The following is a 22,209-nucleotide window of genomic DNA, read 5'->3' as shown; positions in this document are numbered from 1 at the left end:
CGCCGGCGCTCGAGTCCCGACGGCGGTGCGAACCATCGTCCGCGTCACCGGTCTGCCCGTGATCGGCTGCTGTCTCGGACTACTGGCGGCCCAACTGGTCACCCAGTTCACGCCACCGACCTACTACGCCTCGAGTTCACTGGTGATCAGCGCCGCCCCGGATCAGCAGTCCAGCGGTCAGGGCACCGCGTCGATCAGCCTCGCGCAGAGTCTCGCCCCGACGATCGCCAAGATGGCCGAGTCCCGGGAGATCGCGATCGACACCGCCGACAGATTGAAGCTGCCCTCGGACGCGGTCGTCGGTCAGGTCACCGGGCGATTCGAACCAGGGCTCCAGATCGTCACCGTCACGGCGGCCGCAGCGACCGGCGAGAGATCGGCTTCGATCGCCAACGCCGCGACCGAATCGTTGATCCAGCGACTGTCGGAGTTCTCGATCGCCCAGGGCGTGCAGATCGATGCGCGAACCCTGGACCGCGCGGCCCCACCGGCACGGCCGGCCCTGCCCAAGCCGCTCCTGAACGACGCGCTCGGCGCACTCGCGGGACTGCTCAGCGGGCTCGGCCTGGCCACCGCCCGCAGTCGGTTCGACAACCACCTCTCCGACAGTCACACGATCGAGGTCCGGCTGGGCCTTCCGGTACTGGCGGTCTTCCCCAGGCTGCCTCGACGGTTCAGGCAACGTCATGGCCGGCTGCTGCGCCACGGACCCGCGTCGACGGCGACGGAAACGCTGCTCGCCGGCCTCGACGTGTTCACCGAGTCGCTGTCCGGGCGGCGGATCCTGCTGACCAGCGTGCGAAACGATGACGGAAAGGCGATGGTGGCCGCACTACTGGCACTGCGGATGGCCAGCCACAGCGATCGGGTGACCCTCGCCGAGGGACACCCGCCCGGTAAGGCGACCTCACCTGACGGCGAACGGTTGCCGACGGCTGATCGGATCCTGTTCGGCCTGATGAAAGGCGGTTCCGGCTGGTCCTGGGGTACACCGGCTCCAACTGTGCTCGCGTCGGACCCGACGGACCACCGGGTGTACGGCAGATCGGGCCGAGACCTACTTGACGATGTCGACCCGCGAGGCGACGTGGTGGTGCACGGCCCACCGATCCTGTCCGGAGCGACCGCTACCGCGCTCGTCAGAAAGGTCGACAGCGTCGTCCTGGTGGTGCGGCGGGGCTCCACGGACGTCGCCGAGGCAGAGCGCGCGGCACTACTGTTGCGCAATCTCGACGTCCCCTTCGTCGGAGTGGTGGTCGTCGACGGCGTGGACGGGATGTCCCGACCCGCGGCGTGGCGCTCCCGGCACCTCGACGGGCCGGCCGAGGATCACGGCCGGCACCGCGACTCGAGCACCGATTCGGCGGTGACCGCTGCCGGACTCGGCACGCCAAGGCCATCAGGAAGCCGTGCCGAAAGACCCAAGGAGTTGGCCGGATTCCTCCCCGTCGGCAAACTCCAGAAATGACGCCCAACACAGATGATGTCATTGTACGATCACCTCGCCACCCTACTGCGCAAGGTGCCGTGTGCATCGATTCCAACAATCGACCCGCTAAGCGAATGCAAGGAGTACACATGACGGCCATCCCGGCTCCCGAGAACGTCGCCACCACTGACGATGCCCGGCGGCTGTATCTCGATCTGATGAAACGAACCCTAACCAGATACACCTTTGGCGAGTCCTGGATCCCATACCAACCGCGCCGCAGGTCGTTGAAGTCCTCCTTGATCCAGCAAGGTCAGCGGCTACTGAACCGACGGGACATGGAGCTGGTGATTCGGTTTCCGTTCGACTCCGACGCACGTGCCAACGGCCGGGACTGGCCCCCGGAAGCAGAAACGATGATCGGACTTCGACGACTGGACAATCTCGAAAACTGCGTCACCGAGGTAATCGAAAACGGGATTCCCGGAGACTTGATCGAGACCGGAGTATGGCGTGGCGGAGCCTGCATCTTCATGCGGGCATTGCTGAAAGCCTACGGAGAGCACGATCGCACGGTCTGGGTCGCAGACTCGTTCCGCGGTCTGCCACGGCCCGATCCGCACAGGAGTGCAGATGTCGAGGACGCCCTCTGGAAAGAACCCTTCCTCGCCGTACCCTTGGACCGCGTCCAGGCCAACTTCCGCCGGTATGATCTGCTCGACAGCCAGGTACGTTTCCTTCCAGGGTGGTTCGAGGACACCCTTCCCAACGCAGCGATCGACCGGATCGCGGTCATGCGCCTCGACGGGGACCTGTACGACTCGACCATGGTGGCGCTCGACTCGCTGTATCCGAAGCTGTCGGTCGGCGGCTATGTCATCATCGATGACTACCACGCCGTCCGGGGCTGCCGTGAGGCGGTCGACGACTTCCGACGCACACACGGCATCGACGGTGAGCTGCAACAGGTGGACTGGACCTGCCGGTACTGGAAGAAGTCGTAGGAAGGACAGGACGGAACAGCAGAAGTCAGGGCACGCTGTTCTCGAAGCCGGCTTCGGCGAGTATCGCCTGCCCGGCGGTGGAGCTGACGTACGCCACGAACGCCTCGGCCGTCACCGGGTTGGCGGCCTGGGCCAGGGTCACGATCGAGTAGTCGTTGATCGCTTCGGCGGATTCGGCGAACTCGACGGCGTCCACCTCGTCGGCGGCGCTGGCGGCGTCCGTACGGTAGACCAGTGCCGCGTCGACCTCGCCGAGGCGCACCTTGGACAACGCCGCCCGTACGTCTCGTTCGTAGGTGACCGGCGCCAGGTCGCTGCCGGCGGCGTCGAGCGCGACGCGAGCGGCGGCCCCACAGGGCACCTGTTCGGCGCAGAGCGCCACCTTGACCTCGGGCGCGGTGAGGTCGGCCAGACCGGTAACGCCGTCGGGGTTGCCGTCCGGCACGGCGATGACCAGCTGGTTTCGGGCGAAGACCACCGGTTCGTCCGCCGCGTCACCGGCGTCGACGACGGTCGCCATGGTGACGGGGCTGGCAGCGGCGAAGACGTCGGCCGGGGCACCGGCGGTGATCTGCTGGGCGAGTTGAGAGCTGCCGGCGAAGTTGAACGTGACGGTGACACCAGGGTGGGCGGCCTCGAAGTCGGCGCTGATTCGGATGAACGTGTCCGTCAGCGAGGCAGCGGCGAGTACGCTGAGCGATCCGGTCACCGTCGTTGATGAGGTGCCGGATACGGCGGAGTCCGGGGACACGGGGTCGGAGCAGCCGACGGCGACCAGGGCGGCAGCGGCGGCGAGCAGGGCGGTGCGCGGTACCCGGCGCATCAGCTGCTCCGTTCGACGACGACGTTGGCGCACCTTGCGGATGCTAGCTGCCGAGCGCCTTGCGGAGCGTACGGAGGCACTGGTCGAGCACCTGGTAGCGAGGTGCCGCGTGGTCGTTGACGTACTGCCAACTGGCGTACAGCAACGCCCAGAGCATCTGCTGCGCCCAGCGCGGGTCGACCTCGGGATCGATGCTCCCGTCCGCGTGGCCGCGTTCGATCAACCGCAGCATCGACCGGTCGGCCTCGGTCTCCTGGTTCCACTCCGGCCGGCAGGCGAGCTGCGGATCGGTGAAGATCAGGGTGAGCGCGTCGCCGAGGGCGAAGTACTCCTGGCAGAGGCGTTCGATGGCGGCCAGGGCACTGCCCTGCCCGGGGCAGGCCCGCTCGGTGGCGGCCGCGATGCGGTCCAGCACGTGCTGACCCAGCGCGTCGATCAGGTCGGACCGCTCCGGGAAGTAGCGGTGCAGCGTCGTACGGCCGACACCGGCCTCGACGGCGATGTCGCCGAGCGACGCCGCCTGGTCCCGGGCGAGCACGACCAGCGCCGCGTCCAGGATCGCCCGCCGGGTGCGCGCCCGGGTGGCCGTCTCCGCTGCCCCGATCTGCGTCTCCACCATACTCGGCAACCTACCCGACGACGTTCCGATAACGAATAGTCGTTGACGATTCTGGAACACTTGTGTTCCACTTCAAGCTATGACCGCTCCGGTACGCGTCGCGCCTTCATCCGACGACCGCAAGCTGCCCCGGCTCCGCCTGCTCTGGTCGTTCGCCCGACCACACCGCCGCGCCCTCGGGCTCGGCCTGTTCCTCGCCCTGCTCGGATCGGCCGGCAGCCTGGCCACCCCGATGGTCACCAAGTGGGTGCTGGACAGCCTGTCCACCTTCGACTCGTTGCGCGGACCGGTCCTCGCGCTGCTCGGCCTGCTCGTCCTCGGCGTCGTCATCTGGCTCTGGCAGTGGATCCTGCTCGGCACCGTCGGCGAGCGGGTGATCCTCGACGCCCGCGAGTCGATGGTCCGCCGGTTGTTCCGGGCCACCGTCCCGGCGGTGACCAGCCGGCCGACCGGCGAATTCATCACCCGGGTCACCTCCGACACCGTCCTGCTGCGCGAGGCCGCCTCGTCCAGCGTCATCGGCCTGATCAACGGCTCGGTGATGCTGGTCGGCACCCTGGCCCTGATGGCCGTGCTCGACCTGGTGCTGCTCGGTGCCACGGTGGCCGCCGTGGTGGTGATGGCGGTGCTGTTCAGCCTGCTGATGCCCGGCATCGCCAAAGCGCAGGAGCGGGCCCAGGCGCACGTCGGCACCCTGGGGGCGGTGCTGGAGGGAACCCTGCGGGCGATCCGTACCGTCAAGGTCAGCCGGGCCGAGCAGCGCCAGTCCGATCGGATCGTCGGCGAGGCGCGCGAGTCGGCCCGGCAGAGCGTACGGGCCGTGCGCCGGGAGGCGTACGCCTGGACGCTCGCCTGGAGCGGCATCCAACTCGCCATCATCATGATCCTCGGCATCGGCGCGTGGCGGGTCAGCACCGGCGACCTGGCCGTGTCCAGCCTGATCGCGTTCCTGCTGTACGCCTTCGGGCTGATGGAACCGGTCACCACGCTGAGCCGGCACCTCACCGCGCTGCAGTCCGGTATCGCCGCCGCCGGCCGGATCCGGCAGATCGAGGCGATGCCGGTGGAGTCCGACCCCACGGCCGCTACCGCCACCGACCCGGCCACTGTCAGCACCGACCCGGCCACCGCTGCCGGCGACCCGCCGGTGCTGGACCCGCCGGTGCTGGAGTTGCGGCGGATCACCGCCGGCTACGGCCCCGATCTACCGGCGGCCGTCCGCGAGGTGGACCTCGCCGTGCCCCGGCGCGGTCACGTGGCGATCGTCGGACCGTCCGGTGCCGGCAAGACCACGCTGTTCTCACTGATCCTGCGCTTCCTCGCCCCGCAGCACGGCGAGGTGCTGCTCGACGGTCGACCGTACGCGGACCTGAGCCACGCGCAGGTACGGCAGCGGCTCGCCTACGTCGAGCAGGACACCCCGGTGATTCCCGGCACCATCCGGGAGAACCTGCTGTTCACCTACCCGGACGCCACCGAGGCGGAGATCCGCCGGGCGCTGCACGCGGTCCGGCTCACCGAGAAGGTCGACTCACTGGGTGCGGGTCTGGACATCCCGCTCACCCCGTCGTCGATGTCCGGCGGTCAGCGGCAGCGCATCGCGTTGGCCCGGGCCATCCTGCGCCGCCCGGACGTACTGTTGCTGGACGAGGCGACCGCCCAGGTCGACGGCCTCACCGAGGTCGCCATCCACGACTGCATCCGGGAACAGGCCGCGCATGGCGCGGTGGTCACCATCGCGCACCGGCTCTCCACCGTCATCGACGCCGACACCATCGTGGTGATGGAGGCCGGGCAGGTCCGGGCCCGTGGCGACCACCAGAGTCTGCTCGCCACCGACCAGCTTTACCGGGAACTGGTGGAGGCGCTGCGGATCGCCCAGGCCGGGGAGCCAGCTGAACAGCCGGCCGAGCCGGTTGCCGCCGGTGTGGCCGGGCACGACGAACCGGCGGCGGAGCCGCTGACGGCCAGCGGTGCCCGCTGAGTCGTTTCCTGCGCCCGGCCCGGGGTAACCGGGCGACCTGGAGGTGGCACGGGCGACCTGGAGGTGGCACGGATGGCCGGTCGGCGACCGGGGACGACGGTGACGGCCCTGCTCGACCAGCAGGGCCGTACGTTCAGCGCGGACGCGGGAATCACCCTGGCCGACAAGCCCGCGCCGCTGTACCAGTTGCTGGTGCTGGCGACCCTGCTCAGCGCCCGGATCTCGGCGCGGATCGCGGTCGACGCGGCTCGCGAACTGTTCGCCGCCGGCTACCGCACCCCGGCGGCGATGGCGAAGGCCAGTTGGCAGGACCGGGTGGACGCGCTGGGCCGGGGTCAGTACCGGCGCTACGACGAACGTACCGCCACGATGCTCGGCGACTCGGCCGAGCTGTGCCAGCGCCGGTGGGGCGGTGACCTGCGGCGGCTGCACGGCGACGTCGGTGACGACCCGGCGGCGCTGCGCCGGGCGCTCACCGCGTTCCCCGGCATCGGCCCGACCGGCGCGGACATCTTCCTGCGCGAGGTGCAGGCGGTCTGGCCCGGTCTGCGCCCGTACCTGGACCGGCGGGTGAACGTCGGAGCCGAGGCGCTGGACCTGCCGACGGCGCCGGACCGGCTGGCCGCCCTGGTGTCCGACCGGGACCTGCCCCGGTTCGCCGCCGCGCTGGTGCGGGTGGCGCTCGGCGGTGACCTGGCGGTGGCGGCCGCACGCGACGGCCGACGGGTCAGCGGGTCGGACGCGGGCTGATCACGCCGTCGTGGCCGGGCCGGGGCCGCCGACGTGCCGGCCCGGGGGCCCGGGCGGCCCGCATCGGGGTCAGGATGTCGGCCAGCAGCGCCGACATCGCCGCCGACGGCTCCAGCTGCAACTCCCGCAACACCAGGTCCCGGTACGCGTAGAAGGCATGCAGCGCCTCGTAGACGTTCCCCTCGGCCAGGTGGATCTGGACGATCAACCGGTGCGGGGTCTCCCGCAGGGGTTCGGCGCCCATCGCCTCCAACGCCGCCTGGAGGGCCTCGTCGTGCTCGCCGGCGTCCAGATGGGACCGGGCGACGTGTTCGAGCATGTGCAGGCGGAGTTGGCGCAACCGTTCCCGCTCCAGCAGAACCCAGTCGTCGTACCAGCCGGGTAGCAGATCGTGCCGGGCGGCGGTGAGCACCGCGTCGGCGAGCCGGGGATCGCCGCCGTCACGGACCCGGGCGGCAGTGCGGACCAGGTCGTCGACGTCGACCTGGACCCGCGGGTCGAGCCGTACGGTGTCCCCGACCGTCCGCAGCGGACAGGCGGGCTCCTGCCGCAGCCGCCACAGGGCGGTACGCAGCGACGACAGCGCCCGTTCCTCGGCCGCGTCCGGCCAGAGCAGGCCGGCCAGGTGGGCGCGGGTGGCACCGGGGCGCAGCCCGATCAACGCGACGATCCGCTGAAGTCCACGAGGGACGGTCACTGGCTCGCCGTGGCGCACCAGGCGGAACCCGCCGAGAAGGAGAAGTCTGACCGATGCCTCCGCGTTGCCTGCCTCTGACGTCACGGCCGAACCCCCTGCACGCGTCAGTCACCGGTCGCCGTACCCGCACCATGCCTCTGCGTCACGAAGATTATCAATCATGGTTACTCTCAGTCAATGACGGAGTCGGTTAGCCGATTCGCCCAACGGTTGACCACAGCCCGTCTGAGCTGCCAATTCTCCAACACCAACCGGCCAGGCACCCAACAGCGACATCGTCGACCATCACGCGCTGTACCGAAGCGCCGTGACCTCAGCGTCACCGTGGCAGACCTCCACGATCGGTCTGCCGCGACGCGGCGGTGACGCCGCCGGCGGGATGGTGACGGGCGCAACCGGTTGGACGCCGCTGGGAGGAAACCATGGACAGGTCACTGATCATCGCCAAGGTGGTCCCGAACGCGGAGCAGCAGGTCGCCGAGATCTTCGCCGAGTCGGACCGCACCGACCTGCCCGGCCTGGCCGGGGTCCGGCACCGGTCGCTGTACCGGCTGCACGACCTGTACGTGCACCTGATCGAAACCGACCACACCGGCCCGGACGCGGTGGCCGCCGCCCGGCAGCACCCGGAGTTCGACCGGGTCAGCCGCCAGCTCGCCGCCTACATCAGCCCGTACCTGGCGACCTGGCGCAGCCCGCGCGACGCGATGGCGCACCGGTTCTACCACTGGGACGCGCCCACCGGGCGGCGGCCGTGAGCGGCCCCGCGACCGCCCGCGACCTGTGGCTGCGCTGCAGCGCCTGCCACGCCCTGGTCTACCGCCGGCGGATGCGCCGCAACTTCGAGGTCTGCCCCGAATGTGGACACCACCGCCGGCTGGCTGCACCGGACCGGATCACCCAGTTGACCGACCCGGACAGCTTCACCGCACTGCCGCACCGGGCGGCCGAGGTCGATCCGCTGGGATTCGTCGACACCCAGCCGTACCCGCGTCGGTTGGCCCGCGCGCGGACCGCGACCGGCCTGGCGGAGGCCGTGGTCTGCGGCACCGCCCGGATCGGCGGACAGCGCGTCGTCCTGGCCGTGATGGACTTCCGGTTCCTCGGCGGCAGCCTCGGCGCCGCCACCGGTGAGCTGATCACCCGGGCCGCCGAGCACGCCCTCACCGCCGGCGACCCGCTGGTGCTGGTCACCGCCTCCGGCGGCGCCCGGATGCAGGAGGGTGCCCTGGCGCTGATGCAGCTGGCCACGATCAGCTGCGCCATCGCCGACCTGCGCGCCGCCGGCGTGCTGACCGTCAGCGTCGTCACCGACCCCACGTACGGCGGGGTCGCCGCCTCCTTCGCCACCAACACCGACCTGGTGATCGCCGAAGCCGGCGCCCGGATGGGCTTCGCCGGCCCCCGGGTGATCCGCGAGACGATCCGCCAGGAACTGCCCACCGGTTTCCAGACCGCGGAGTTCCTGCTCCGGCGCGGCCAGGTCGATCTGGTCGTCGAACGGCGTGACCTGCGCCCCCGGCTACGCGCCCTGCTCGCGTCGACCGCCGGTGGCCGCGCCGGAGCAGGTCCGGGGCCGGCAACCGCCGCCCGCACATCGGCAACCGTCGGCCGCCCGTCGGCGCCGGGCAGCCGGGCGACACCATCGGCGGCGGTCGTCCCGGCCGCCCGTCGGGGAGCCGACCCTGACCCCTGGCGGTGCGTACGGCTCGCCCGCGACCTGGCCCGACCCACCACACTGGACTATCTGGCCGGCGCCTTCGACGGCTTCGTCGAGCTGCACGGCGACCGGCTCGGCGCGGACTGTCCGGCGATCATCGCCGGGCTGGCCCGCCTCGGCGACCAGCCGGTGGCGGTCGTCGGGCATCAGAAGGGACACGACGCCCGGGAGATGCTGTCCCGCAACTTCGGCATGGCCAGCCCCGCCGGCTACCGCAAGGCACTGCGGGTGATGGGCCTGGCCGCCCGGCTGGGGCTGCCGGTGGTCACCCTGATCGACACCCCGGGGGCGCACCCCGGCATCGAGGCCGAGGAGCAGGGCCAGGCCGGGGCCATCGCGACCTGCCTGCGCACCATGGCGCGGCTGCCCACCCCGGTGGTCGCCGTCGTCACCGGCGAAGGTGGCAGCGGTGGGGCGCTGGCTCTGGGCGTCGCCGACCGGGTGCTGATGCTGCAGAACGCCGTCTACTCGGTGATCAGTCCGGAGGGCTGCGCGGCGATCCTGTTCCACGACCGGGCCGCCGCGCCCCGCGCCGCCGCCGCCCTGCGGCTCACCGCCGCCGACCTGGTCCGCCTCGGCGTCGCCGACGACATCGTCGCCGAGCCACCGGGCGGGGCCCAGCAGGACCCGGCCGGTGCGGCCGAGCGGCTGCGCGCCGCGCTCACCGCCACCCTGCCCGACCTGCGCGCCCTGCCGACCGCCGAACTGCTGCGACGGAGGGCCCGACGGTTCCGCCGCTACGCCGCCGGCCTCGACCGGCCCGTCGGCGGCGGCGGGGAATCGACCACCGGCGACGACGGGCAACCGCACGGCGGCGGCGGGGAACCGACCACCGACGGCGGGCCGACCGCCACCGACCGACCGATCCAGGTGATTACGTGATGACCACAGCCTCCGCCAACGGCACCCCGGCCGGCCCGGATCTGGCCAGCCAGCTGCGTCGGCTGGCCGAACAGACCCGGGAACTGGTCGGCGAGCTGACCGGACCACTGCGCCGGGTGCAGGTCCGCCACGGCGACACGGTGATCGAAATCGAGTGGCACGACCGGCCCGCGTCGCCGGTGGGTGTCGGGCCGGCCCGGCCCGACCCGCGACCGGGTGGTGCGGACCCGGGCGATGCCGGGTCCGGCCGTACCGGCGTGGAACCCACCGGGACGACCCCGCCGGTACGGGCGGTCGCGTCACCGATCGTCGGCACCTTCTACCGGGCCGCCGAGCCGGGCGGCAGGCCGTACGTCGACGTCGGTGACCTGGTCGAACCCGGCCAGGTGATCGGGATCGTCGAGGCGATGAAGCTGATGAACGAGATCGTCGCCGACCACCGGGGCGTCGTCGTCGAGGTGCTCGTCGGCGACGGCGAGCCGGTCGAGTTCGACCAACCGTTGATCACGCTCGGCCCTGGCCGGGAAACCGGCTGAGCAGCGGGCCGAGAAGACCGCCGAGGGATCGGCGCAGAGAGGCGGGCACCGTGTTCGAGAAGGTCCTGATCGCCAACCGGGGTGAGATCGCGCTGCGGGTCGCCCGGGCCTGCCGGGAACTCGGGGTGAAGACCGTCGCCGTGCACTCCACCGCCGACCGCGACTCGGCGGTGGTCCGGTTCGCCGACGAGACCGTCCACATCGGCCCGGCACCCAGCCGGGCCAGCTACCTCAACGCAGCGGCCATCGTCGAAGCGGCTCGGCGCACCGGCGCACAGGCGGTCCATCCCGGCTACGGTTTCCTGTCCGAGGACGCCGACTTCGCCGAGATCTGCGCCGAGAACGGTCTGGTCTTCATCGGCCCGCCGCCGTCGGTGATGCTCGCCCTCGGCGACAAGGCCAAGGCCCGTACGGTGCTCGGCGCCGCCGGGCTGCCGTTGCCGCCGGGCAGCCAGGAGCCGGTGGTCAGCGCCGCGCACGCCGCCACGGTCGCCGCCGAGATCGGCTACCCGGTGATCATCAAGGCGGCGGCCGGCGGCGGCGGCCGGGGCATGACCGTGGTCGGAGCCGAACCTGAGCTCGCGGCGGCGTACCACCGGACCCGGCAGACGGCCCGCGCCGTCTTCGGCGACGACCGGGTCTACCTGGAACGGTTCCTGACCCAGGCCCGGCACGTCGAGGTGCAGGTGCTCTGCGACGGCCACGGCAACGGCGTACACCTGGGCACCCGGGACTGCTCGGTGCAGCGTCGGCACCAGAAACTCATCGAGGAGGGGCCGGCGCCGACGCTGCCTGCGGCGATGCTCGACGAGATGGCGGCGGTCGCGTTGCGCGGCGCGCTGGCGGTCGGCTACGTCGGCGCCGGCACGTTCGAGTTCCTCGTCGACGAGCACGACCAGTTCCACTTCATCGAGATCAACTGCCGGATCCAGGTGGAGCACCCGGTCACCGAGATGATCACCGGGGTGGACCTGGTGCAGGAACAGATCCACGTCGCCTGCGGCACCCCGCTGCGGCTGCGCCAGCCGGACATCCGGCCGCGCGGCGTCGCGATCGAATGCCGGGTCAACGCCGAGGATCCGCAGCGCGGCTTCGCGCCGACCGCCGGGCGGCTGGACCGGTTCGTCGTACCGGGCGGGCCGTTCACCCGGGTCGACACGCACGGCTACCCCGGGTACGTCGTCGGCCCGCACTACGACCCGCTGCTGGCCAAGGTCGTCGTCTGGGCGCCCGAACGGGACCAGGCACTGAACCGGATGGAACGCGCGCTCAGCGAGTTCCAGATCGACGGCCCCGGGGTCCGTACCACGATCCCGTTCCTGCGCCGGGTCCTCGACGACGCCGCGTTCCGCAAGGGACGACTGACGACATCCCTGGTCGACCGGCTGGTCGGGCCGCCTCCGGCGGACCGCACCCGCCGATGACCGCGCAGTTCCACCACCGAGGAGGGGACGGATGAGCATCACCGATCAGCACCGGCCGGTCACCACCGCCGACATCACCGCGATCCTGGTCCGCAACTGCGGACTGGACGCCGCCAGCGCCGCCGACGCCCCGTCGGCGTCGCTGGCCGAGCTCGGCATGGACTCGCTGGCCCTGCTGGAGCTGCAGGCCGTGGTGGCCGACCAGTACCAGGTCCGGATCCCGTCGGACAGCGCGGAGCTGACCATCACGCAGATCGCCGACCTGGTCGCCGCCGCGCTGGACACCGGCGGCTCCACCACCGCCGAGACCGCGCCGACCACCGCCGGGGCGACGCCGGCCACCACCGGGGTCGCACCGGTTCCGCCCGGCCACACCGAGAACAGCGTGGTGATCGCCGCCGGGCTGGACCTGGTCTGGGAGGTCACCAACGACGTCAGCCGCTGGCCCGACCTGTTCACCGAGTACGCGTCGGTGCAGATCCTGCACCGACGGGGCGACACGGTCCGGTTCCGGCTGACCATGCACCCCGACGAGAACGGCATCGCCTGGAGCTGGGTGAGCGAACGCACCGCCGACCGGCAACGTCGGCGGGTGCTGGCGCAACGGGTGGAGACCGGACCGTTCGAGTACATGCGGATCCGCTGGGACTACACCGAGGTCCCCGAAGGCACCCGGATGACCTGGCTGCAGGACTTCGCAATGCGCCCGGACGCGCCACTGGACGACGCCGCGATGACCGCACGGATCAACACCAACAGCCGGATCCAGCTGGACATCATCCGGGACCGAATCGAGACCCTGGCCCGTACCGCCGACACCACTGGAGGCCGGCAGTGAACGACCCCCGCTTCGTCGCCGCCCGCGACCTCACCCCCGACCGCCGCCGGGGCGGTGAACTGCGGGTGCTGCTCGGCCCCCGGACCGTCGGCAGCACCTCGGGATTCCTCGGCATGGCGGTGCTGCGCCCCGGTGAGCGGATCAACGAGCACTACCACCCGTACAGCGAGGAATTTCTCTATGTCGCGCGCGGTGAGATCATCGTCGACCTGGACGACCTGCCGGTCGCGGTCCGTCGCGCCGAGGCGCTGTTCGTCCCGATGAACACCCGCCACCGGCTGCGCAACGTCGGCCGGGGTCCGGCCGAGGTGGTGTTCCACCTCAGCCCGCTGGCACCCCGACCGGAACTCGGCCACGTCGACACCGAGGGACCGGCCGTGCTCGGACCAGGGCCGGAGACCAACGGGCCGCAGACCAACGGCACCGACACGACCGGGCACGGCACGAACGGCAGCGCCCGGTCGCGGTCGGCGACACCGTACGGCGGACAGCAGTGACCGCGCCCGGGTCGCCCCGGCGGACCGTCGTCACCGGCATCGGGGTGGTCGCCCCCGGCGGGGCGACCCGGGACAGCTTCTGGGCGACGATCACCGCCGGGCGGACCGCCACCCGCCGGATCAGCTTCTTCGACCCGGCACCGTTCCGCTCCCAGATCGCCGCCGAATGCGACTTCGACCCGGTCGCCGCCGGGCTCGGGCCACGCGAGATCCGCCGCGCCGACCGGTACGTACAGTTCGCGCTGGCCTGCGCGGACGAGGCGGTCGCCGACGCCGGGCTGAGCCTGGACGACGCCGGCCGGCAGCGGGCCGGGGTAGCGCTCGGCTCGGCCGTCGGCGGCACCATGGCCCTGGAACAGGAGTACGTGGTGGCCAGCGACTCGGGCAGCCACTGGCTGGTCGACCCGGACCGCACCACGCCGTACCTGTATCAGGCCCTGGTGCCCAGCAGCCTCGCCGCTGACGTGGCCTGCCGGCACGGGCTGCACGGCCCGGCCCAGGTCGTCTCCACCGGCTGCACCTCCGGCATCGACGCGATCGGCTACGCCCACCAGTTGATCGTCGACGGTGACGCCGACGTGATGCTCGCCGGAGCCGCCGACTCGCCGATCTCGCCGGTCACCGTCGCCTCGTTCGACGCGATCGGGGCGACCAGCCCGGACAACGACGACCCGGCGCACGCCAGCCGGCCGTTCGACAACGACCGGCACGGCTTCGTCCTCGCCGAGGGGGCCGCCGTGCTGGTGCTGGAGGAGTTCGACCACGCGCGGCGGCGCGGCGCGCGGATCTACTGCGAGGTGGGCGGGTACGCCACCCGCAGCAACGGCTACCACATGACCGGGCTGCGGCCCGACGGTGCGGAGATGGCGCTGGCCATCGTCGACGCGATGGACCAGGCCCGGCTGCGCCCCGACGACGTGTCGTACGTCAGCGCGCACGGCTCCGGCACCCGGCAGAACGACCGGCACGAGACCGCCGCGTTCAAACGGGCGCTCGGCGACGCCGCGTACCGGGTGCCGATCAGCTCGATCAAGTCGATGGTCGGGCACTCGCTCGGCGCGATCGGGTCGATCGAGATGGCGGCCTGCGCCCTGGCGATGGCCCACGGCGTGGTCCCGCCGACCGCCAACTGGCGGACCCGGGACCCGGAGTGCGACCTCGACTACGTCCCGAACACCGCCCGTGAGCTGCCGGTCGACGTCGCGTTGTCGGTCGGCAGCGGCTTCGGCGGTTTCCAGTCGGCGATGGTCTTCGCCCGTCCGGAAAGGACCCCACGGTGAACGACGACGAGGCACTGCCGCGCCACGGCCGGCGACGGGCGGTGGTCACCGGCATCGGGGTGGTGGCGCCGACCGGGCTGGGCGCCGACGCGCACTGGAAAGCGACCCTGGCCGGGCAGGTGCGTACCGGGCGGATCAGCCTGTTCGACCCGCAGCCGTACCCGGTCACCCTGGCCGGCGAGGTGGCCGACTTCGACGCCCTGCAGTGGACCGACAACCGGCGGGCGGTGCAGACCGACCGGTGGACCCACCTCGGTTTCGCCGGTGCCCGACTGGCCCTGGCCGACGCCGGGCTGCCGGAGACCGCCACCGACCCCGACCGGTACGCGGTCGCCCTGGCCAGCTCGTCCGGGGGCAACCTGTTCGGGCAGCGGGAACTGCAGCGGCTGTGGAGCCGACCGGGGCGCACCGTCGGGGCGTACCAGTCGATCGCCTGGTTCTACGCGGCCAGCGTCGGCCAGCTCTCCATCGCCCACCAGTTCAAGGGCGCCTGCGGGGTGCTCGTCGCCGAGGCCGCCGGCGGCCTGGACAGCCTCGCGCACGCCGCCCGGACCATCCGGCGCGGTGCCGACGTGGTGCTCGCCGGTGCCACCGAATGCGCGCTGAGCCCGTACGCCCTGGCCTGTCAGCTGCGCGGCGGGCTGCTCAGCACCGGCACCGACCCGGAGTCGGCGTACCTGCCGTTCGACGTCGACGCCGCCGGTTACCTGCCGGGTGAGGGCGGCGCGGTGCTGGTCGTCGAGGAACTGGGGCACGCACTGGCCCGGGGCGCGCCGGTCGTCTACGGCGAGGTCGCCGGCTGGGGTGCCAGCCACGACGCCCGGCACACCGACCGGCACAGCGGCGGTGACGTCGGCCAGTACGCGCGCGCCATCTGGCGGGCGCTGGAGAGCGCCGGGGTGGCACCCGTGGACGTGGACGTCTGCCTGCCGGACGCGCTCGGCGTACCGCGTTTCGACCGGGCCGAGGCGCAGGCGCTGCGGGCGGTCTTCGGCCCGCAGGGGCCGCCGGTGACGACGCCGAAGCCGTTGACCGGCCGGGCGCACCAGGGCAGCGCCGCGCTGGACGTGGCGACCGCGCTGCTGGCGCTGCGGCACCGGCTGCTGCCGCCGACGGCCGCGCCGCGCCGGCCGGCCGCCGGCTGCGACCTCGACTTCGTCCGTACGGCGCGGGAGTCCCCGGGGCGGACCGCGCTGGTCGCCGCCCGGGGCTTCGACGGCTTCAACAGTGCGCTGGTGCTGCACCGTGAGCCGGACTGGGAATGATCGACTACCACCGACGGAATTTGCACAACTGGACGAACAGAAGATCAACAGGTTGAAGACCTTCCATGCGTCGGACGATCTGACGTAAGGTCGCCGGTATGGCACCCGACGTCGCCGGCGCGGTCTGAGATGACCCTGGACAGCGTCGGCCGCGCTGTCGACGCGTTCCTCGAACACGTCAGCGGGACCAGTTCACGAATCGTCGGGACGTCCAGAAAAATGACCAGGGCTCAGCATGAATTCCTTCACCTGACCCGTGGTTCCCGCAACGACGAGGTCGACACGACCGTCGCCAACGTCGCCGGCGCATTGAGCCGACTGGACGAGGCCCACCGGGCGAGCATCGCCGCGATGTACGCGATCGAGGAGTACTGCCGCGCGGTGGGCATCCCGGTGCGGCCCAGGGCCGCCGACTTCTCGGCCGTCACCAGCACGGCCACCCTGCCCTCGCACGCCGGTGCCCCCCGGCCACCATCGGGTGTGCCGACGCCGGCGCGGCCGACCAGGAAACCGGAGACCGGGCTGCGCCGGGAGAACGAATGCGCACAAGTCCTCGCCGCGTACGGATACCACCTCGAACAGAACCCACCGAAGCGACCGAACGGAAAGAAGCCGGATTACCTGCTGGAAGGCCGATACTTCGACTGCTACGCACCCACGACGGAAAAGATCAGCGAAATCCGAAAAATGATCAGCCGCAAGATCAAGAAGGGCCAGGCAGAGCGAATCGTACTCAGCCTCGACGACAGTCCCGTCGAACTGGACGACATCCGACAGATCCTGCACCGCAAACCAGTGTCCGGGCTGTGTGAGGTGCTGGCCATCAGGCGGAACCGGGTAATCGCCCTGTACCCGTGACGACGAAAGGACCCGTGTGGCGGACGAATACTGGCTCTACAGCGCGGCCGAGGTGACCCGCGAACAGGTGCTCGCCCTGCTGGCGGCGGCGTTCGACGCCGAGCACACCGACTTCGGGCTGGGGCGCGGTGAATCCCTCGCGGTGACCGCCTGGATCGTCGACGACCCCGAGGAGGTCGAATCGGGGCAGGACGCCGGCATCGCCGAGCCGAAGGTCGGTGCGCTGTTGCGGCTCCGCTCGGTCGACACCGTCGAGACCGCCGACCGGGAGACCCGGGAGATCATCGACGCCGTGCTCGCCCTGCTCCGGGCGTACCCTGCGGACGCCGTACTGCAGTTGGACACCGCGACCGTCCTGCGCCACGCCGACGGGCAGGTCGTGCTCAACAGCGACTGGCCCGGGTGGGCACAGATTCCCACGCTGTCCGCCGTCGTGGCCGACCACCCGGCCCGACCCCTGGACTGACCGGCGTCGCGTCGAGCCACCGGTCCGGCCCACGGATCGACCCGTCGAGCCCGGCGACCGCCGCCGGTAGAGTCCCCGGACGTGCCGACCGATCGCCCCGACTTCGCCCGGCGCTGCACCGACCTGGTCGAGTCCACCCCGTTCGGCCTGGTCGTCGTGGGCGTCATCCTCGCCAACGCGGTCGCCCTGGGGCTGAGTACGTACCCGTCGGTCAACGCGGTCGCCGACCGTGCGCTGACCGGCCTGGAAGCGCTCTTCCTCACCGTTTTCGTCGTCGAACTCGCGATCCGCGTCGCCAGCTACGGCCGGCGACCACAGGACTTCTTCCGCAACGGCTGGAACGTCTTCGACTTCATCGTGGTGGCGGTCGCCGTACTGCCCGGCCTGCCGGCCGGATCGACGCTGCTGCGGCTGGCCCGGATCGCCCGGGTCCCCCGGGTGGTGCGCTTCTTTCCTGCGCTGCGGGCCATCGTGACCGGGATCGGCCGCAGCCTGCCCGGCGTCGCGGGCTTCCTGGCACTGTCCGTGTTGACCCTCTACGTGTACGGGATGGTCGGCTGGCTGCTCTTCGCCGACGACTACCCGGACGACTACGGCAACATCGGTCGGGCGGTGCTGACTCTGTTCGTACTGCTGTCGCTGGAGACCCTGCCGGATGCGATCGACGCCGGCCGGGCGGTCGGCGACTGGACCCTGCTCTACTTCGTCTCGTACGTGCTGATCGCCTCCTACCTCCTGGTCAACGTGCTCGTCGCGGTGATCATCAACTCGATGGAGGAGGCCCGGCAGTTGCAGATGACCGAGCGGCTGCGGCCGGACTACGACGCCGACGGCGACGGCGTACCGGACGAGATCGACCGGGTCGTGGTCGCCCAGCGACTCGACGACCTGCGGGCCGCGATCCTCAGCCTGGAGCGCAAACTGCGGATCGACCGCGATCGTGAATAGATCCGTCGGGCACGGGTAGGGAGACCCTGGACGGCGCCACGGACATCGGACGTGGCGCGGGCGACCACCGGGAGACGACATGCGGATCGGGTACAAACTGGCCACCGAGGCGTTCGGGCCGGCCGAGCTGATCGCCCAGGCGGTCCGGGCCGAACAGGTCGGCTTCGACTTCGTCGAGATCAGCGACCATTTCCACCCGTGGCTGGACTCCCAGGGTCACTCACCGTTCACCTGGAGTGTGCTCGGCGCGATCGCCGCCCGTACCGACCGGATCGGCCTGGCGACCGGCGTGACCTGCCCGAGCCTGCGCTACCACCCGGCGATCGTCGCGCAGGCCGCAGCGACGATGGCGTTGCTGTCCGACGGCCGGTTCACCCTCGGCGTCGGCGCCGGTGAACGGCTCAACGAGCACGTCACCGGTCAACCGTTCCCCAGCGTCCAGGGACGGCACGAACGACTCCGCGAGGCGTTGGAGATCATCCGGCTGCTCTGGTCCGGCGGCTACCACTCGTACCAGGGCAGGCACCTGCAGCTCGACGACGCCCGGGTGTTCGACCTGCCGGAGACGTTGCCGGTGATCGCGGTCGCCGCCAGCGGGGCGGCCTCGGCGAGGCTGGCCGCCGAACTCGGCGACGGGCTGTTCGCCACCGAGCCGAAGGGGTCGATCGTCGAGCACTTCCAGCAGGCCGGCGGCACCGGGCCACGGTACGCCGAGGTGCCGATGGCCTGGGCGGTCGACGACGACCAGGCGGTCAAGGCCGCCTGGGAGTCCAGCCGGTGGGCGCTGACCGGCTGGAAGGTGATGAGCGAGCTGCCCAACCCGGTCAACTTCGAGGCGGCCTCGGCGATGGTCGACGCCGGCGACATCGCCGGGCACTTCAGCGTGGGGCCGGACCCGGCGGTGCACCTCGAAGCGGTCAGACCGTACGTCGACGCCGGTTTCGACCACATCGTGCTGCAGAACGCCGGGCCCGACCCGGACGGATTCATGGACTTCTTCGAGCGGGAGCTGGCCGACCGGCTGCGGGGGCTCGACAACGGCCGGTAGGCCAGCTTCCACGTCAGCTGCGCGCCGCAGGTCAGGCGCGGGCCGGGCCGGAGTAGTCGGGGGCGACGTAGACCGGCAGCCGCTCACCCTGACTGCGGGCGTAGCGACGGGTGTAGATGACGGGCGTGGCTCCAGACTGCAGCGGCACCGTGTACTGCGTAGGCAAGGTGTCCGCGGCAGCGGCGAGGCGGCGGGGGGTCACCTCGCGACGTTGGTCGTGCCACGGGCCACCCAGGAAGAGAACCTTCATATTGCGATCCTTGCCGTTCGCCGGCTCCCGCGCCTCCCCCGTCCGACCAATTGCCGCAAAACTGTGCTCAAAAGCGGCCACCGACCGCTAAACCTGGACACCACTGAGTAGCCACCACGCCGAGAGCGCGGCGACCGACCCGCCGCCGGTGGGGCACACTCGCCAGGTGCGAGAGATTCTTGTGATCGGTATCGGGGCCGGTGACCCCGACCAGTTGACCGCGCAGGCGGTTGCCGCGATCCGCCGGGTGGACGTGTTCTTCCTCGTCGACAAGGGCCCGGTCAAGCAGGATCTGACCGCCCTGCGGCAGGAGATCCTGCGCCGGCACACCGCCGGGGCGTACCGGCTGGTCGAGATCCCGGACCCGGAGCGGGACCGGACCGCGGCGGCCTACCCGGCGGCGGTGCAGGACTGGCGGCGCCGGCGCGCCGACCGCTTCGCCCGGCACCTGGTCGAGGACCTGCCCGACGGTGGCTGCGGCGCATTCCTGGTCTGGGGTGACCCCGCGCTGTACGACAGCACCCTCGCCATCCTCGACGACCTGCGCGAGCGCGGCGTCGTCGAATTCGACCACCAGGTCATCCCGGGGATCAGCAGCATCGCGACGCTGACCGCCCGGCACCGGATCGCGCTGAACCGGATCGGCCGGCCGGTCCAGATCACCACCGGCCGCCGCCTCGCCGACGACGGCTTCCCGGCCGACGTCGACGACCTGGTGGTGATGCTCGACGCGCAGTGCGCCTTCACCCGGTTCACCGCCGACGACCGGGTGGACATCTACTGGGGCGCCTACCTGGGCACCCCCGACGAGATCCTGGTCGCCGGCCCGGTGCACGAAGTCGCCGACCGGATCGTCACCGCGCGCGCCGAGGCGCGCCGCCGCAAGGGCTGGATCATGGACACCTATCTGCTCCGCCGATGCGCGCTGCCCGGCTGATCTCGCTGGTCCTGCTGCTGCAGGCACGGGAGTCGATGACCGCCGCCGAGCTGGCCCGCGAGCTGGAGGTTTCCGAACGCACCATCTACCGCGACGTGCTGGCGCTGTCCGCCGCCGGGGTGCCGGTCTACGCCGACCAGGGCCGGGCCGGCGGCTACCGGCTGCTCGACGGCTACCGGACCCGGCTGACCGGGCTGAGCCGGGCCGAAGCCGAATCGCTGTTCCTGTCCGGGTTGCCGGGGCCGGCCGGGGACATGGGACTGGCCGAGGCGCTCGGGGTGGCCCAGCTGAAGGTGACCGCCGCGCTGCCGGCCGGGCTGCGCGACGCCGCCGGCCGGGCCCGGCAGCGGTTCCACCTGGACGCGCCCGGCTGGTTCCGGTCGGCGCAGCCACCGCCCGCGCTGGCGGTGCTGGCCCGCGCCGTCTGGCAGGATCAGGTGGTACGGCTGGACTACCGCCGGGGCGACGCAGAGGTGTCGCGGACGGTCGCGCCGTACGGTCTGGTGCTCAAGAACGGCGGGTGGTACCTGGTGGCCGCCGTCGACGACGATCACCGGATCTACCGGGTGGACCGGATCGCCACGGTCGTCGCGACCGGGGCGACGTTCACCCGGGCGGACGGCTTCGACCTCGGCGAGGTGTGGGCGCGGCGGTCGGCCGAGTTCGTCCGCCGGGTGCTCGCGACCCAGGTCACCGTACGGCTGAGCCCGGCCGGCCTGCGGGCACTGCGCTGGGCGGTCGAGGAGCCGGCCGCCCAGGTGGCGGTGGCGGCGGCCGGGCCACCCGACGGGCAGGGCTGGGTGCACACCCGGCTGCCCGTCGAGTCGCCCGACGTGGCGTTCAGCCAGTTGCAGGCGCTCGGACCGGAGGTGGAGGTGCTCGCGCCGGCAGCGCTGCGGGACCGGATGCGCGCTGCCGCCGCCCGACTCACCGCCCTCTACGCCGCCGACTGACCGCTGGTGGGGTCAGCGGTAGCCGGTGGTGTCCGCCGGCCGGCCCGTCTCCACCACCTCGACGATGTAGCGGTACGCGTCCGGCTGGCTGCCGTCGACGTCGGTGAAGCCGTACTCCTTGGCCAGTTGTCCGCTGGACAGCGACTGTCCGGTGAACCGGGCCACCTGCGGATCGGCCGCCAACGCGGCGACCGCCCGGCCGACCAGGACCGGTGTCTCGGAGATGGCGAAGTGCGGATCCTTGGCGGTGCCGTCGCGCCAGTTCGCCTCGGTCACCTCGAAGTGCTCCAACATCGCCTCGGACCGGATCCAGCCGGGGCTGAGCGCCACCGCCGTTCCTCCGTACGGCCGCAGCTCCTGTGCCTGGGCGAAGGCCAGCCGCAGAACGGCGTTCTTGGCGGTGTCGTAGAAGATCGACTCCCGGTAGTGGGTGCCGTTGTAGTCGGCGGTGCCGTCGGTCATCTCCACGACCAGCCCACCCGGTCGGCGGATCAGCAGGGGCAGCGCGTAGTGGCTGGTGATCAGGTGGGTGTCGATGGCCAGCCGCAGCGACCGTAGGCCACTGTCCAGTGGCTGCTTCCATACCGGTGATTCGAAGTCGGTCAGATGGTCGGCCCCCCAGATGTCGTTGACCAGCACGTCCAGCTTGCCCTGTTCGCGGTCGATCCGCTCGACCAGTGCCTGGACCTGGTCGGGCTCCAGGTGGTCGGTGGGGACCGCGATGCCGACGCCGCCGGCGGCGTCGACCAGCTCGGCGGTCTCCTCGATGGTCTCCGGGCGGTTCATCTCGGAACGCCGTTCGCGGGTGGTCCGCCCGGTGACGTAGACGGTGGCACCGGCGGCGCCGAGTTGCACCGCGATCTGCCGGCCGGCGCCGCGGGTCGCCCCGGCCACCAGCGCGGTCCTACCAGTCAGTGGTGTGTCCATGGTGCCGACGGTGCCAACAAAACCTGACAACCGACGTCACCTTTCCGCGTCGATCTTGCACTTATCGAGAAGAT

21 protein-coding genes and 2 pseudogenes are annotated in these 22,209 nt (G+C 71.5%); 18 read left to right on the top strand and 5 right to left on the bottom strand.

Going from position 1 to position 22,209, the window contains the following annotated elements; all coding sequences use genetic code 11:
* Positions 1-25: 25 nt before the first annotated feature.
* Both ACN28F_RS21605 and ACN28F_RS21600 read left to right on the top strand, forming a co-directional pair.
* Positions 26-1,468 carry a hypothetical protein gene (locus ACN28F_RS21605; RefSeq protein ID WP_289209737.1) on the top strand — a complete coding sequence of 481 codons (1,443 nt, stop codon included), beginning with the start codon at positions 26-28 and terminating at the stop codon, positions 1,466-1,468.
* A gap of 110 nt (positions 1,469-1,578) precedes the next feature.
* Positions 1,579-2,433, top strand: coding sequence for a TylF/MycF family methyltransferase (locus ACN28F_RS21600; protein WP_421359432.1), 855 nt, complete (start codon positions 1,579-1,581; stop codon positions 2,431-2,433).
* A gap of 25 nt (positions 2,434-2,458) precedes the next feature.
* On the opposite strand, the gene modA is transcribed toward ACN28F_RS21600, so the two are convergent.
* Entirely contained in the window at positions 2,459-3,256 is a 798-nt protein-coding gene (modA, locus tag ACN28F_RS21595) for a molybdate ABC transporter substrate-binding protein (protein ID WP_289209735.1), read from the bottom strand.
* Between the two features lie 43 nt (positions 3,257-3,299).
* Positions 3,300-3,875, bottom strand: a complete 576-nt coding sequence (locus ACN28F_RS21590; protein WP_289209734.1) for a TetR/AcrR family transcriptional regulator — start codon at positions 3,873-3,875, stop codon at positions 3,300-3,302.
* Positions 3,876-3,954: 79 nt separating this feature from the next.
* Here ACN28F_RS21590 and ACN28F_RS21585 point away from each other — a divergent pair, with 79 nt between their 5' ends.
* Together ACN28F_RS21585 and ACN28F_RS21580 are read left to right on the top strand one after the other, a co-directional pair.
* Positions 3,955-5,859, top strand: coding sequence for an ABC transporter ATP-binding protein (locus ACN28F_RS21585; RefSeq protein ID WP_289209733.1), 1,905 nt, complete (start codon positions 3,955-3,957; stop codon positions 5,857-5,859).
* Between the two features lie 72 nt (positions 5,860-5,931).
* Positions 5,932-6,609, top strand: a complete 678-nt coding sequence (locus tag ACN28F_RS21580) for a hypothetical protein (RefSeq protein WP_289209732.1) — start codon at positions 5,932-5,934, stop codon at positions 6,607-6,609.
* On the opposite strand, the gene ACN28F_RS21575 is transcribed toward ACN28F_RS21580, so the two are convergent.
* Positions 6,587-7,414, bottom strand: coding sequence for an AfsR/SARP family transcriptional regulator (locus ACN28F_RS21575; protein ID WP_421361469.1), 828 nt, complete (start codon positions 7,412-7,414; stop codon positions 6,587-6,589). The two genes, ACN28F_RS21580 and ACN28F_RS21575, sit on opposite strands and share 23 nt — an antisense overlap.
* 314 nt (positions 7,415-7,728) lie before the next feature.
* Here ACN28F_RS21575 and ACN28F_RS21570 point away from each other — a divergent pair, with 314 nt between their 5' ends.
* The 12 genes and pseudogenes from ACN28F_RS21570 (at position 7,729) to ACN28F_RS21515 (ending at position 19,068) form a co-directional block, all read left to right on the top strand.
* Complete coding sequence (locus ACN28F_RS21570) at positions 7,729-8,064, top strand: TcmI family type II polyketide cyclase (protein ID WP_289209730.1); 336 nt, start codon at positions 7,729-7,731, stop codon at positions 8,062-8,064.
* Positions 8,061-9,773 (top strand): annotated as a pseudogene (locus ACN28F_RS21565) (acetyl-CoA carboxylase carboxyltransferase subunit alpha); the annotation flags it as partial. The gene ACN28F_RS21570 and the pseudogene ACN28F_RS21565, both read left to right, overlap by 4 nt.
* Positions 9,774-9,907: 134 nt before the next feature.
* Positions 9,908-10,444: an acetyl-CoA carboxylase biotin carboxyl carrier protein gene (locus ACN28F_RS21560; protein WP_421359428.1), complete on the top strand. Its 537-nt coding sequence runs from the start codon at positions 9,908-9,910 to the stop codon at positions 10,442-10,444.
* 50 nt (positions 10,445-10,494) lie between these two features.
* The gene (locus ACN28F_RS21555) at positions 10,495-11,868 is read left to right on the top strand and encodes an acetyl-CoA carboxylase biotin carboxylase subunit (RefSeq protein ID WP_421359426.1); all 1,374 of its coding nucleotides are present in this window, start codon (positions 10,495-10,497) and stop codon (positions 11,866-11,868) included.
* Positions 11,869-11,899: 31 nt separating this feature from the next.
* The gene (locus ACN28F_RS21550; RefSeq protein ID WP_289209727.1) at positions 11,900-12,706 is read left to right on the top strand and encodes an SRPBCC family protein; all 807 of its coding nucleotides are present in this window, start codon (positions 11,900-11,902) and stop codon (positions 12,704-12,706) included.
* Positions 12,703-13,074 (top strand): annotated as a pseudogene (locus tag ACN28F_RS21545) (cupin domain-containing protein); the annotation flags it as partial. The gene ACN28F_RS21550 and the pseudogene ACN28F_RS21545, both read left to right, overlap by 4 nt.
* A 125-nt stretch (positions 13,075-13,199) precedes the next feature.
* Positions 13,200-14,483 carry a beta-ketoacyl-[acyl-carrier-protein] synthase family protein gene (locus ACN28F_RS21540; protein ID WP_289209726.1) on the top strand — a complete coding sequence of 428 codons (1,284 nt, stop codon included), beginning with the start codon at positions 13,200-13,202 and terminating at the stop codon, positions 14,481-14,483.
* Positions 14,480-15,748, top strand: a complete 1,269-nt coding sequence (locus tag ACN28F_RS21535) for a beta-ketoacyl synthase N-terminal-like domain-containing protein (RefSeq protein WP_289209725.1) — start codon at positions 14,480-14,482, stop codon at positions 15,746-15,748. The genes ACN28F_RS21540 and ACN28F_RS21535 overlap by 4 nt, the downstream gene beginning before the upstream one ends.
* A gap of 129 nt (positions 15,749-15,877) precedes the next feature.
* Positions 15,878-16,606 carry a hypothetical protein gene (locus ACN28F_RS21530; protein ID WP_289209724.1) on the top strand — a complete coding sequence of 243 codons (729 nt, stop codon included), beginning with the start codon at positions 15,878-15,880 and terminating at the stop codon, positions 16,604-16,606.
* Between the two features lie 16 nt (positions 16,607-16,622).
* A complete protein-coding gene (locus ACN28F_RS21525; RefSeq protein WP_421359423.1) occupies positions 16,623-17,072 on the top strand; it encodes a SitI3 family protein in 450 nt (149 codons plus the stop codon).
* A gap of 81 nt (positions 17,073-17,153) precedes the next feature.
* Entirely contained in the window at positions 17,154-18,020 is an 867-nt protein-coding gene (locus tag ACN28F_RS21520; protein ID WP_289209722.1) for an ion transporter, read from the top strand.
* A gap of 79 nt (positions 18,021-18,099) precedes the next feature.
* Positions 18,100-19,068 carry a TIGR03557 family F420-dependent LLM class oxidoreductase gene (locus ACN28F_RS21515; RefSeq protein ID WP_289209721.1) on the top strand — a complete coding sequence of 323 codons (969 nt, stop codon included), beginning with the start codon at positions 18,100-18,102 and terminating at the stop codon, positions 19,066-19,068.
* Positions 19,069-19,099: 31 nt separating this feature from the next.
* Here the strand turns inward: ACN28F_RS21515 and ACN28F_RS21510 are convergent, their stop codons facing one another.
* Positions 19,100-19,318, bottom strand: coding sequence for a hypothetical protein (locus ACN28F_RS21510; RefSeq protein ID WP_282229254.1), 219 nt, complete (start codon positions 19,316-19,318; stop codon positions 19,100-19,102).
* Between the two features lie 166 nt (positions 19,319-19,484).
* Between ACN28F_RS21510 and cobF the strand changes: the two genes are divergently transcribed.
* Both cobF and ACN28F_RS21500 read left to right on the top strand, forming a co-directional pair.
* The gene (cobF, locus tag ACN28F_RS21505; protein ID WP_289209720.1) at positions 19,485-20,255 is read left to right on the top strand and encodes a precorrin-6A synthase (deacetylating); all 771 of its coding nucleotides are present in this window, start codon (positions 19,485-19,487) and stop codon (positions 20,253-20,255) included.
* The gene (locus ACN28F_RS21500; protein WP_289209719.1) at positions 20,237-21,208 is read left to right on the top strand and encodes a helix-turn-helix transcriptional regulator; all 972 of its coding nucleotides are present in this window, start codon (positions 20,237-20,239) and stop codon (positions 21,206-21,208) included. The genes cobF and ACN28F_RS21500 overlap by 19 nt, the downstream gene beginning before the upstream one ends.
* A 12-nt stretch (positions 21,209-21,220) precedes the next feature.
* Here ACN28F_RS21500 and ACN28F_RS21495 read toward each other — a convergent pair whose 3' ends face one another.
* Complete coding sequence (locus tag ACN28F_RS21495) at positions 21,221-22,135, bottom strand: SDR family oxidoreductase (protein WP_421359420.1); 915 nt, start codon at positions 22,133-22,135, stop codon at positions 21,221-21,223.
* Positions 22,136-22,209: the final 74 nt, after the last annotated feature.

Source organism: Solwaraspora sp. WMMA2101, assembly GCF_049179175.1.
Taxonomy (GTDB): Bacteria; Actinomycetota; Actinomycetes; order Mycobacteriales; family Micromonosporaceae; genus Micromonospora_E.
Note: the sequence above shows the minus strand (reverse complement) of the source record. Positions and strands in the feature narration are given on the sequence as shown.

Excerpts from the sequence above, each read along its gene's own strand:
- ACN28F_RS21580 (WP_289209732.1), top strand. The coding sequence starts at position 5,932 with ATGGCCGGTCGGCGACCGGGGACGACGGTGACGGCCCTGCTCGACCAG.
- ACN28F_RS21585 (WP_289209733.1), top strand. The coding sequence starts at position 3,955 with ATGACCGCTCCGGTACGCGTCGCGCCTTCATCCGACGACCGCAAGCTG.
- ACN28F_RS21590 (WP_289209734.1), bottom strand. The coding sequence starts at position 3,875 with ATGGTGGAGACGCAGATCGGGGCAGCGGAGACGGCCACCCGGGCGCGC.
- ACN28F_RS21515 (WP_289209721.1), top strand. The coding sequence starts at position 18,100 with ATGCGGATCGGGTACAAACTGGCCACCGAGGCGTTCGGGCCGGCCGAG.
- ACN28F_RS21600 (WP_421359432.1), top strand. The coding sequence starts at position 1,579 with ATGACGGCCATCCCGGCTCCCGAGAACGTCGCCACCACTGACGATGCC.
- ACN28F_RS21570 (WP_289209730.1), top strand. The coding sequence starts at position 7,729 with ATGGACAGGTCACTGATCATCGCCAAGGTGGTCCCGAACGCGGAGCAG.
- ACN28F_RS21550 (WP_289209727.1), top strand. The coding sequence starts at position 11,900 with ATGAGCATCACCGATCAGCACCGGCCGGTCACCACCGCCGACATCACC.
- ACN28F_RS21510 (WP_282229254.1), bottom strand. The coding sequence starts at position 19,318 with ATGAAGGTTCTCTTCCTGGGTGGCCCGTGGCACGACCAACGTCGCGAG.
- ACN28F_RS21530 (WP_289209724.1), top strand. The coding sequence starts at position 15,878 with ATGACCCTGGACAGCGTCGGCCGCGCTGTCGACGCGTTCCTCGAACAC.
- modA (WP_289209735.1), bottom strand. The coding sequence starts at position 3,256 with ATGCGCCGGGTACCGCGCACCGCCCTGCTCGCCGCCGCTGCCGCCCTG.
- ACN28F_RS21495 (WP_421359420.1), bottom strand. The coding sequence starts at position 22,135 with ATGGACACACCACTGACTGGTAGGACCGCGCTGGTGGCCGGGGCGACC.
- ACN28F_RS21500 (WP_289209719.1), top strand. The coding sequence starts at position 20,237 with ATGCGCGCTGCCCGGCTGATCTCGCTGGTCCTGCTGCTGCAGGCACGG.
- ACN28F_RS21560 (WP_421359428.1), top strand. The coding sequence starts at position 9,908 with ATGACCACAGCCTCCGCCAACGGCACCCCGGCCGGCCCGGATCTGGCC.